At 61.3% G+C, this 10,584-nt stretch carries 12 protein-coding genes; all 12 read right to left on the minus strand.

Annotated elements, in window-relative coordinates; translation table 11 throughout:
- Positions 1-1,307 (minus strand): ABC transporter permease (locus tag H1Y01_RS15455; protein ID WP_180541410.1); only part of this gene is annotated, 1,307 nt, incomplete at its 3' end.
- Positions 1,291-1,992, minus strand: a complete 702-nt coding sequence (locus H1Y01_RS15460) for an ABC transporter ATP-binding protein (protein ID WP_180541411.1) — start codon at positions 1,990-1,992, stop codon at positions 1,291-1,293. The genes H1Y01_RS15460 and H1Y01_RS15455, both read right to left, overlap by 17 nt.
- A 9-nt stretch (positions 1,993-2,001) precedes the next feature.
- Positions 2,002-2,703, minus strand: coding sequence for a chlorite dismutase family protein (locus tag H1Y01_RS15465; RefSeq protein ID WP_180541412.1), 702 nt, complete (start codon positions 2,701-2,703; stop codon positions 2,002-2,004).
- Positions 2,704-2,807: 104 nt separating this feature from the next.
- A complete protein-coding gene (locus H1Y01_RS15470) occupies positions 2,808-3,266 on the minus strand; it encodes an anti-sigma factor (protein WP_180541413.1) in 459 nt (152 codons plus the stop codon).
- Positions 3,267-3,544: 278 nt separating this feature from the next.
- Positions 3,545-4,468 carry an ABC transporter permease gene (locus tag H1Y01_RS15475; RefSeq protein ID WP_180541414.1) on the minus strand — a complete coding sequence of 308 codons (924 nt, stop codon included), beginning with the start codon at positions 4,466-4,468 and terminating at the stop codon, positions 3,545-3,547.
- Positions 4,465-5,934 (minus strand): sugar ABC transporter ATP-binding protein, encoded by a 1,470-nt coding sequence (locus tag H1Y01_RS15480; protein WP_180541415.1) that lies wholly within the window; start codon positions 5,932-5,934, stop codon positions 4,465-4,467. Before H1Y01_RS15480 ends, H1Y01_RS15475 begins: the two co-directional genes overlap by 4 nt.
- A 7-nt stretch (positions 5,935-5,941) precedes the next feature.
- Positions 5,942-6,220: a hypothetical protein gene (locus tag H1Y01_RS15485; RefSeq protein ID WP_219341593.1), complete on the minus strand. Its 279-nt coding sequence runs from the start codon at positions 6,218-6,220 to the stop codon at positions 5,942-5,944.
- A gap of 7 nt (positions 6,221-6,227) precedes the next feature.
- Complete coding sequence (locus tag H1Y01_RS15490) at positions 6,228-7,364, minus strand: citrate synthase (RefSeq protein ID WP_180541416.1); 1,137 nt, start codon at positions 7,362-7,364, stop codon at positions 6,228-6,230.
- 45 nt (positions 7,365-7,409) lie between these two features.
- Positions 7,410-7,910: a hypothetical protein gene (locus tag H1Y01_RS15495; protein ID WP_180541417.1), complete on the minus strand. Its 501-nt coding sequence runs from the start codon at positions 7,908-7,910 to the stop codon at positions 7,410-7,412.
- Between the two features lie 20 nt (positions 7,911-7,930).
- Positions 7,931-8,443, minus strand: a complete 513-nt coding sequence (locus H1Y01_RS15500; protein WP_180541418.1) for an OmpH family outer membrane protein — start codon at positions 8,441-8,443, stop codon at positions 7,931-7,933.
- A gap of 253 nt (positions 8,444-8,696) precedes the next feature.
- Positions 8,697-8,984 (minus strand): co-chaperone GroES, encoded by a 288-nt coding sequence (locus H1Y01_RS15505; protein WP_180541419.1) that lies wholly within the window; start codon positions 8,982-8,984, stop codon positions 8,697-8,699.
- Between the two features lie 24 nt (positions 8,985-9,008).
- Positions 9,009-10,562 carry an alkaline phosphatase family protein gene (locus H1Y01_RS15510; protein WP_180541420.1) on the minus strand — a complete coding sequence of 518 codons (1,554 nt, stop codon included), beginning with the start codon at positions 10,560-10,562 and terminating at the stop codon, positions 9,009-9,011.
- Between the last annotated feature and the right edge of the window lie 22 nt (positions 10,563-10,584).

The following is a 10,584-nucleotide window of genomic DNA, read 5'->3' on the forward strand; positions in this document are numbered from 1 at the left end:
TGGACGATGACGAACGGCGTGATCGCGGCGGCGGACGCGACGCTCAGCAGACTCGCCGCGTAGCCGAAGATCGGTTTGCCGCCGATCGGTCCGGCGAAGGACATCGCGTACGCGGAGGCGCCGCAGATGATAGCGATCAACAGGTTGCGGCCGGAATGTCCGCGGACCCGCGCTTCCCTCGACCCGCGGCTCATCGCTTCGGAGGGAGCGACTTGCATCGCTTCGCGCGCGGGACCCCATGCCGATACCAACGCCATCCCGAGCCCTGCGCTTAGGCCGGTGAGCGCCGGCAGCAGTCCGAGATGAACCGGACCGGGGCTGCTGCTCTCGTACAACGCCTCGACTGTAGATGAGATCAGCGAGACCATGCTAATGGCGAGCAAGCGGCCGGCAAGGATGCCCAATGCCGCTCCGACTAAGCCGATGAACGCGCCTTCACCGAGGAACATCGCGAAGATCGCGTTGCGGCTGGTACCCAGCGCGCGCAGGATCCCGATCTCCGCGCGGCGGCGGATCACGCTGGTCGAGATGGTGTTGTAAATGAGGAACGCGCCGACGACGAGCGCGATGTAGCTGAGGATGCGCAGATTCCAGCGAAAGGCCCCGAGCATTTTCTGGTTCTCCGCGCTGCGCGTGCCGGGTCGCGAGATCTCGTATCCGGCGGGGAGCGTCGCCCGCATCGCGGCTTCGGCGGCTTCGATCGATTGGCCGGGCGATAGGAAGACATCGATGCGGTCGAGCTTCCCGTAGCGGCTGAGCGCGTACTGCAGATCGGCGATGTCGATGACGATGAAGTCGCCGCCCTTCGATTCAATCGTCTTGGCCACGCAGAACGGGCGAGCGCCGATCAGGAACCGGTGCGGCAGGAGTTGGGCCAGGCGCGTGGTCGTGATCGCCGGCGAGGCATCTGCGTCGCAGGCTTTCAGTGGTTCGACCTTCTTCGCGGCGGAAGCTTCGCCGACCATGTCGATCCCATACACCGTGACGAACCCGGCCGGCGCAATCTTCGTGGCCGCTTCCATCTCCGGGGAGAATCGCGCGTTCACCGGCAGACCGGCGAGCTTCCCGATCCACGGTTCGTCGATGCCGCCATTGGCGATCACTTCGAGATCGGTCTTGCCGGCGACCGTCGTCAACGAAGATTCGAACGACCCGGCGGCGGCGGAACCGGCAAGGTCGATCGCGATCACCACCGCCACTCCGAGCGCGACCGCAATCACGGTGAGCAGCGACCGCAACAGGTCTTTGCGCAGCGGGCGGAGGATCAATGTGCGAAACAGCCGCAACACGCTAACGAGCTCCGACATAAGCCGGCTCGATCGCTTCGATGCGTCCGTCGCGCATCCGCACCCGGACATTCGCGATCGCGGCCGCTTCCACGCTATGCGTCGCCAGGAGCACCGTCGCTCCGAAATCACGCGCGGCCTTCGCGAGCAATTCCAAAACCTGATCGCCGCTTGCCGTATCCAGATTGCCCGTCGGTTCATCCGCGATCAGAATCTCGGGGCGCTGCGCGAGCGCGCGTGCCACGGCGACGCGCTGCATCTGGCCGCCGGAAAGTTGATGCGGCATGGACGAACCGCGATCGCCGAGTCCCACCCAGTCGAGCCGCTCGCGCGCGATGACCGTGGAGCGTCGCTCGCCCGCAATCAGCAAAGGCAGTTCGACGTTCTCGAGCGCGCTCAACGTCGGAAGCAGTTGGAAGGATTGGAAGACGAACCCGATGCGATGCCTGCGCAGCTTGGTCAGCTCGCGCTCGTTCAGCCCCGACGTAGACTGGCCGTCGATCAGAACATCGCCCGAGTCCGGAAAGTCCATCGCGCCGGCAAGATTGAGGAGCGTGGACTTACCGCAGCCGCTGCGGCCCAGCAGAGCGGTTACGGTCCCGGCTTCGGCAATCAGCGATACGCGATCGAGAGCCGGTATGCGCTGCTCGTCGATCCGATACGTTCGCGAAACGTTGCGCAGTTCGAGGCGAGGTGTGTTGGACAACCTGACCTTTTAGATGCGCTGGTAAATCGCGCGGCCCACAAAGAACGGGCCCATCTTCTCGATATAGTTGGCGGTCTGCTTGGTCCGGCGCATGGCCTGCACGCAAGCGGAAAGCGGGAACAGCTCTTTGCCGATCAGGCCGATGACGAAGTCGTTATCGTTCCGATCCATGCCGAAGCAGGCGAGGCGTACATCGAGTGCGAGTCCGGCTTCGCCGAAGGAGTGACCGATGCGGCCGTGCTCGCTGAGGATGGCGCGCTGTTCGTCCGGGGGGAGATTAGCGAACTCGCCTTTACGTCGCAGCGGATACCAGACTTGCCACGGCCATTCGCGATCGGTGACGCGCTGCCGCGGGGTATCGAAGAGCCAGTTCTCGAGGTTCGGTTCGTGGCCGAGCGCATAGGAACGGCCGAGCATGGAGTACTCGGGCTTCGGAAACAGGTCTGAAAAAGCGCCGCGGCCGAGCATGGAACGGACGCGGCAGGCGAAGAAGTCGGGATCGTCGCTCCAGGTAAGCAGGCCGACGCCGCGCGGATCATTCACATCGAGCAGTAGCGTCGACGGGATTTGTTCGGACCTGAGTTGATCGATGAGTGCGTCGGTGGAGAGAACTTCGCCGAACGCGAGCAGGTGCATGAACAGACGGTGATCGCTGGTTTGCGGTTCACCGGCGCGCGGTCCGCCTTTCTCGCGAAGATCAGGAGCATCCATAAGGCCATGGTGACATAAGCGGGGTTGATGGTTGTCCGCGAAGACCGCTCGGTTGCCCTCGCGGCTCGGTATGTGGGTATCGGTTGATTGGAGGTATGAGCGGTCTACTCCAGCGGCATCGTCAACACCGGCGCCGTTGTCGGAGAACTCGCGCCCGCTTCATCCTCAATCGTTACGATCAACGCTGCCGCGCCCATCGGAGCCGCAGCGACAATCTGGACCGTGTGCGAAGGCGTTCCTCCAAACGTGATTCCTTTCGACGGCTGCGGCGTGAACCAAAGCTCGAACGTCTTGCCCGGCGCGAGACGCGGAAGCTCGGACGCAAGCAATACGACGCGGTGTCCGCGACTCACGATGAGCAGCGCCTTCGGTCTCGAGATGACTCGCGCATCGGGAGACGTCATGATCGCGATGGCTTCCGCGCGAAGGTCCTGATCCACATCGCGAGCCTGGCTGAGATTGCGAATCTGAATCATCAGCACCATCGCGAATACGAAAAACAAAATCGCAAGTGAAGCCCAGATGAGACTCGCACTCGACCGCTGCACGCTCGAATCACGCATGATGAGGGCATGATAAAACGTGATCCGTATGATGAATCGCTAAGATCATAACTTTTCTCTTGACTTTATTTCAGAACGACTCTATATATGAGACACATCGTGATTTTCGGATCACGAAATTCGATGGATGGAGAAACAGTCAAATGAAGAACGCAACCAAGAAAGCCGCCGCCAAGAAGAAAGCCGCCCCGAAGAAAAAGGGCAAGTAGTTTTCCGGTGTCCTGCTGAGGACACCGACGCAAGTTTGTCACTCCGGCCCCGAGCAATCGGGGCCTTTTTTATGCCCGCCGCTTTCGCAACTCATCGACGGCAACCGCCAGTATGATCACCGCGCCGATGATGACCTGCTGCACGTAGTTCGAAATCCCCAGCAGATCGCTCCCATTCGCCAGCAATCCCATAATGAACGCGCCGATGAGCGTGCCCACCACGCTGCCTTCGCCGCCATGCAGGCTGCCTCCACCGATCACGACAGCCGCAATCGCCTGCAGCTCGTAGCCGCTGCCCGCGGTGGGCTGGCCCGTCATCAGGCGCGACGCCTCGATCATGCCCGCGAGCCCGGTAAGTAATCCGCCGATCGCGTAAACCGAAACGGTATGGAATGCAACGGGGATGCCCGCATAAACCGCGGCGGCGGGATTGCTTCCGATCGCGAACGCGTAGCGCCCAAGCCGCGTGTGCTCCAGGATGAAATGCACGGCGAGCGCGCACGCGATCAGAATCCAAAGAACAAAAGGGACGCCGAGCAGGTTGCCTCCGCCGAGGTAAGAGAACGCGGCCGGAATGTTATGCACCGGAAGTCCGCCCGAGATGAGGAGCGTCGATCCGCGGAAAATTCCGAGCGTTCCTAACGTGACGATGAACGGCGCGATGCGGAGCTGCGTGATCAGCACTCCGTTCAGCAGCCCGCATAAGAAGCCGACACCGAGTCCGATCGCGATGCCGATCCAAATCGGCAGACCTTTTTCCATTGCCATGGTCCCGACCAAGCCGCCCATCGCGAGGATCGAGCCGACCGATAGGTCGATGCCGCCCGAGATGATGATGATGGTCATGCCCAGCGCCATGATGTTGATCACCGCGGTCTGACGAACCAGGCTCGAGAGATTGGTCTGTGTCAGAAAGTAAGGCGAGGCGATCCACAGCGCGATGAACAGAACGATTAGCGTGAGAAACGGAAGCAGCTTCTGAAAGCGCCTCATGCGGTTTTCTCGAGTGCGGCCAAGTGCATGATCTCCTCCTGAGTCGTGCGGCCGGGAAGTTCGCCGGCAACGCGGCCCGCGCGCATGACAAGAATGCGGTCCGCAACCTGAAGCAGCTCCGACATCTCGGAGCTGATCATCAGGATGGCAGCGCCGGACCGCGCGAGTTCATGCATGATTTCGAAGACTTCGATCTTGGCGCCGATATCGATGCCGCGCGTCGGTTCGTCAAACAAGAAGATACGAGCACCGCGGAAGAGCCACTTCGCGATGACGACCTTCTGTTGGTTCCCGCCGCTCAGGCGCCCGGCAAGTTGGCGCGGTGAACTGGCGCGCACGCGGAGTTTATCGATGAAGTGAACGGCGTTGCTGGTTTGCTTGCGCAGATTCAGAACACCGCCGGGCGAGATCGCCGGAACATTTGCCATCGCGATGTTTGCCCCGATGGGAAGACGCAAAGCGAGTCCGGTGCGCTGCCGGTCTTCACTGACGAGCGCGATCCCGGCGCGAACGGCGTCTTGCGGTGAACGGATACTGACGGGTCTGCCGTCGACGCGGATGCTGCCGGAGCGCAAAGGGTCGACGCCGAAGAGAGCTTCGCAGAGTTCCGTGCGTCCCGCTCCGATCAAGCCGGCCATTCCGACAATCTCACCGGCGTGAAGGGTGAACGAGATGTCGTGAACTTTCGCCGAGTTCAACTTCTCCACTTGCAGCAGCGGCTTACCCGGCGTCAGCGCTTCGCGGGAGTAGATCGCGGAGACGGGACGTCCGACCATCAGCGAAATGATCTGCCCCGTCGTCACATCGCTGAGCGGGCTGGTATGAACGGTAGCCCCGTCGCGCAGCACGGTCACGCGGTCGCCGATCGCGCGCAACTCATCCAGGCGATGGGTAATGTAGATCACGCCCATGCCGCGCTCACGCAAATCGCGCACGATGCGGAACACGGCCTCCGTCTCATCCAGCGACAGGGACGAGGTCGGCTCATCGAAGATCAACAAGCTCGATCCGTTGTGGACCGCCCGGCAGATCTCCACCATCTGCTTCCCCGCGGGACTTAGCCGGTCGACGCGGTCCTCCGCCGCGAGAGGGAACCCATACTCCCGGATCAGACGGGCGGCGTGCTCGACCATCTGGCGACGCGAGACGATCACCGGCTCACGGCCGAGGAAGATGTTCTCGGCGACGGTGAGGTGCGGGCAGAGCAGCGACTCCTGATGCACCATCGCGATCCCCAGCGCCGAAGCATCGGACGGCGAGCGGGGGAAGACTTCCTGCCCACGCCACAACATCCGGCCCTCATCGCGGGGAATCATCCCGGCGACAATCTTCATCAGCGTCGACTTACCGGCGCCGTTCTCACCCATGAGCAGGTGGACCTGACCCGCTTCAACCGATAGGTTGCCGTCGCTTAACGCGGTGACCCCGCCGAATCGCTTCCGCACGGATTCGAGCGCGAGCAGCATGAGCGGTCTAGATGAACGCGACGGAGTTTATGCCCGAGACATCGAACGGCTTCCGGCAGCGGACATTCTTACAGGCAACCTTGTCGTCCAGCAAGAGCATGTAGCTCTGCGCCTTGGCGAACTTGGCGCGGTCGCGCTCATCGGCGCCCCCCGGGATGCGGTCCTTCTTCTTGCGCACCAGCCACTTCAACTGATAGGAGTCGACGGTGCGGCAATACGGGCAGTTCAGGTCAGCCGGTTTGGTGGTCGGCGACTCGGTATAGAAATCGCGCTCCTGCAAAGCCAACGGTCGGTTACTGCCTTTCCGCCATGGGAATCCACTTCATCCCGTCGGGATTGCCCTTGTATTCGGCGCGCGGGCGAATCAGGCGATTGTTGCGGTATTGCTCGAGCACATGCGCGGTCCAACCGGACATGCGGCTGACGGCGAAGATCGGGGTAAAGAGATCGATCGGAATGCCCAGCGAGTAATACGTGCTGGCCGAGTAGAAATCGACATTAGGATTCAACTTCTTCTCGCCTTTCACGGTTTCTTCCACGCGCTGCGACATCAGGAACAGCTTCTCGTGTCCCGTGCGTTTGCCAAGCTCCTCCGACAGCACGCGCAGATGCGTCGCGCGCGGATCTTCGGTGCGATACACGCGATGTCCGAATCCTGGAATTTTGACCTTGTTGTTCAACATCTGATGGACTCGCTCCACGGCCTTATCCGGATCGCCCACCTGGAGCAGCATGCGGATCACATCCTCGTTCGCGCCTCCATGCAGCGGACCTTTTAAAGCGCCGATGGCCGAAGTGATCGCGGAATGGATGTCGGACAGCGTCGCGGCGGTTACGCGCGCGGCAAATGTCGACGCGTTCAGCTCATGATCGGCGTGCAGGATCAGCGCGACATCGAACGCGCGCTCCATCACGTCGTCCGGCTTATGGCCGGTCAGCATATTCAGGAAGTTAGCGGCGAATCCGAGCGACGGATCGGTCGGGATCAGTTCTTTGCCGCTGCGCAGCCTTTCGTAGCCGGCGACGATTACTGGAGTTTGCGCCATCAACCGGACCGCCTTCGCGGTGTTCGCTTCAGGCGACATATCGCGCGACTGCGGATCGTAAAGGCTGAGCATCGATACCGCGGTCCGAAGCACATCCATGGGCAGCGCCTTGGGATTGCTGCGCAGGAACTCGACGACTTGAGGCGCGATCGAGCCGCTGGAGGAAAGCTGGCGTTTCAACTCCGCAAGCTGGCTCTGGTTAGGAAGCACACCGTTCCAAAGAAGGTAGATGACCTCTTCGAACGTGGCCTTCTCGGCCAGCGTATGGATGTTGTAGCCGCGATAGCTGAGGATTCCCTCGTAACCATCGATGTAACAGATTTCGGATTCACCGGCGATTACACCCTCGAGGCCGGCGCCGGACGTCGTAGTAGTCGAACTCATCGCAACCCCAGTTTATGCGAATCAGAAAATCTTTTGATAGGGCCGCTAGTACAAGATCGTTCGAACCCGCCCCAGCGTGCGGTGCAGCATGATCGTCCATGGACCTTTTCCGGGGCAAGTCGCGACCGGCGAGAAGCTGAGGGCGTCGCTTCCTTTTTCGACGAACAGCTTGTCCTCGCGGCCCGGCGCGACGTCCACCGAGACGATCACGCCGTTGCCGCAGCGTTCGGTGTCGGTAATTTTCAGCGTTTGGTTCGCCGCGCCTTTACTCTGCGGTCCCCAGTCTTCCATGAACTTGGCCATGGTGTAATCGGCGCACGTGTGGGTCGAGGTGCAGCCCCACGCCGTGTACGCCGCGGTGTAATCCTTGGCTTTCAGGGCGTTCAGAAAGTGCTTGGTGAGGGTGGTTTCGTGATAGTAGCGAAAGAGGAACCACAGGAACAGCGCGGCGATGATGACGCCGAGCCCGATCAGGATCGAGTTGCGGATGAGATTCCCACGTTGTTCCTCGCCCGCTCCGTATTCTTCGAGGTATCCGCTCGCCATGCGATCCGCCTGCCCGGCCCCTACTTGGCTGGATGCGCCGCGTTGTAAGCGGTGATCGCGTCGTTCGTTAGATCGAGCGCCGTCTTGTAGTAAAGCGTACTCGTCACGTCGACGATGAGGTCGTAACCCTTGTCCTCCGCAATCTTCTTGACCACGGCCTGCATGTTGGCCTGGGCTTTCGACAGGATGTCCTGGCGGTCGCGGTCGATGTCGGCCTGCAGATCGTCCGAGAGCCGCTGCAGATCGCGCTGCCGCCGCTGCCCCTGCGTTTGTAGCTCGGTCAGAGCGCTTTGCGAGAGCTTGCCTTGTCCGTTCTGGATCTGCGTCTGGATATCTTGCAGCTGCTTGGCCATGCGCTGCCCTTCATCCTGGCGGGGCTTGTACTTCGCCTCCATCTCGGCGGAGATCTTCTTGATCTCGGCGCTTTCGAGTATGGCTCGCCGCATGTCCACAATTCCGACCTTCAGCTGGGCCTGCGCGGAAACCGCGGACGCAAGCACCAGCACAAACAGGCCGGCACGCGCGGCCCACATTCGAAGCATTCTTCTGTTCACTCCCTTTTCGGTTTGAATATTACGGTATCACGGCGACTGCGGCCTAGAACACCTACAGCCCGCGGAATAACCGCTCCGTCGCCGTCGCGGCTCGGTAACGGTACTGAATCTACTAAGTTCGGCATGACCCTTCGGTTCACAACCAAACATCAAAAGGCACCGTACAGCTCCACTCCGAGCCCGACCGGGAGGGAGCGTCCGCGCGTGAGCGGGCGGTATCTACCACGGGCTACTATTCCAGAACGCCGAGAATCTCGTCCTCGCGGAAGATGATGTAATCCTGACCGTCGACCTTGGTTTCGGCGCCGGAGTACTTGCCGAACAGGATGCGGTCGCCGGCTTTCACTTCGGGGGAGACGCGTTCGCCGCGCTCGTCGCGCTTGCCCGCGCCGACAGCGACGACTTCGCCTTGCTGTGGTTTTTCCTTGGCGCTATCCGGGATGATGATGCTGCCCATTTTCGATTCAGCTTCGTCGAGACGTTTCACAACGACGCGGTCATGCAAAGGACGGAGTTTCATAGCTTTTCTAGTTTCTCTTTCTTCTTAATGATTGTCGCCGACCATCTCACTCAAAACGCGGCCGACGGAGCCGGACGGAGTTTCGACCTCCAGCAGATCGGCCAATGTAGGAGCGACGTCGGTAATCGCGACACTCTCATGGTAACGGCCCGGCCGAATGCCCGGCCCCATGAAGATCAACGGCACGTGGTTGTCGTAGCTGAATGGCGTGCCGTGGGTGGTGCCTGTTGCGCCGGGCAGCCAGTAGGGATCGAGTAGGACGAAAAGGTCGCCGCTCCGCCGCGGGAAGTACCCGTCGGTCATCGCCTGAGCGATGCGGTCGCCGGTGACGCCGTTCGCTAATTGCTCGCGGGTATAGACGCGGAAGATGTCCGGGCGTGTGGAGAGCGCTTCGGCCGCGACACGATTGACTTCAGCGGGATCGAGCTTATGCTCGCGAATTAGATCGTGGTTTAGATAGATGACGTACTCGATCGGCTTCTTGATTAGCCAGTCGCCGGGTCCGAAGCGCCCGGTGAGCGCGGCCTCGAGCGCGCCCGTGATCTCGCCGGCGGAGATACGGCCGCCCGGCATCCGGGACTTGTTGGTTTCGGGCAACGGGGCGACACCGTGATCCGCGGAAAGAACAACCAGCGTGTTCGCCATCCCGATCCCGCGCGCATCGATGAAGTGGAACAGGCGGTCGAGCAGATGATCGGTGCGCAGGGCCATGTCATGCACGTGCGGATCGTCCGGGCCGAACTGATGGCCGACGTAATCGTTGGACGAGAAGCTGACCGCCAGCAGATCGGTAGCGTTGCGCTGTCCCAGTTTCTCGCCTTCGATGGCCGCTTCGGCAAACGATTCAATCAGTTCGTTTCCCCACGGGCTGGCGGGAATCTGGTGAATGAGTTTGGCCCCGGATTCGAACTGGATGCCCATCCATTCTTTGCCTTCGAATTCGTGCGTGGGGTTGGCCTTGTTGTAATCCGCCGCCCATTTCGGTAGCTCGCTGCAGTAGTACGAGCTGGTGACGAAGACGCCGGAATCGTCGAACCAGTAAGCGCCGGTGGCCAGATGACCGGCGGGCAGGATGGCGCTGCGCCCTTTTAGCGACACGCCAATAATGCGAGTATCCGGGCTGGCGATCTTCAACTCGTCGCCGATGGTGTCGACCAGTAAACGGCGTGGAGAGCTGGGGTTGGCGTCGGTGCAGTCGGCCGTTGGGCTGACCGCCGGGTGCGAGGCGCCGACAACCGTGACAGCGGAATCGCAAACGCTGGTGACGACGCGCTTGTCGTCGCGGTCATACCATGCGTTCCCAACGATGCCGCTAACCGACGGGGTCGCCCCGGTCATGATCATGCTGTGCCCGACTGCCGTCACGGTGGGGAACTGCGGGTACCGCGCATCCGTGAAGAACGCGCCCTTGTTCATCAGCGTGGCGAATCCGCCGTTGTAATCCGCGCGAAAGCGGGTCAGGTAGTCGTAGCGGAATTGATCGACCACTATGGTCAGAACCAGCTTCGGACGGCGCGCTGTTTGTGCGTGCGCCGCGGACAACGAAAGGTAGAGGAGCGCCAGCAGTGCGCGTTTCATCTATCGCAGGGTAGCAATCCGC

Origin of the sequence: Nevskia soli (assembly GCF_903970205.1) — a bacterium.
Lineage (GTDB): Bacteria > Acidobacteriota > Terriglobia > Bryobacterales > Bryobacteraceae > Bog-113.

What these genes read in the sequence shown, in the direction of transcription:
- H1Y01_RS15465 (WP_180541412.1), bottom strand. Translation starts at nt 2,703, where the DNA reads ATGGATGCTCCTGATCTTCGCGAGAAAGGCGGACCGCGCGCCGGTGAA.
- H1Y01_RS15470 (WP_180541413.1), bottom strand. Translation starts at nt 3,266, where the DNA reads ATGCGTGATTCGAGCGTGCAGCGGTCGAGTGCGAGTCTCATCTGGGCT.
- H1Y01_RS15475 (WP_180541414.1), bottom strand. Translation starts at nt 4,468, where the DNA reads ATGAGGCGCTTTCAGAAGCTGCTTCCGTTTCTCACGCTAATCGTTCTG.
- H1Y01_RS15480 (WP_180541415.1), bottom strand. Translation starts at nt 5,934, where the DNA reads ATGCTGCTCGCGCTCGAATCCGTGCGGAAGCGATTCGGCGGGGTCACC.
- H1Y01_RS15490 (WP_180541416.1), bottom strand. Translation starts at nt 7,364, where the DNA reads ATGAGTTCGACTACTACGACGTCCGGCGCCGGCCTCGAGGGTGTAATC.
- H1Y01_RS15495 (WP_180541417.1), bottom strand. Translation starts at nt 7,910, where the DNA reads ATGGCGAGCGGATACCTCGAAGAATACGGAGCGGGCGAGGAACAACGT.
- H1Y01_RS15500 (WP_180541418.1), bottom strand. Translation starts at nt 8,443, where the DNA reads ATGTGGGCCGCGCGTGCCGGCCTGTTTGTGCTGGTGCTTGCGTCCGCG.
- H1Y01_RS15505 (WP_180541419.1), bottom strand. Translation starts at nt 8,984, where the DNA reads ATGAAACTCCGTCCTTTGCATGACCGCGTCGTTGTGAAACGTCTCGAC.
- H1Y01_RS15510 (WP_180541420.1), bottom strand. Translation starts at nt 10,562, where the DNA reads ATGAAACGCGCACTGCTGGCGCTCCTCTACCTTTCGTTGTCCGCGGCG.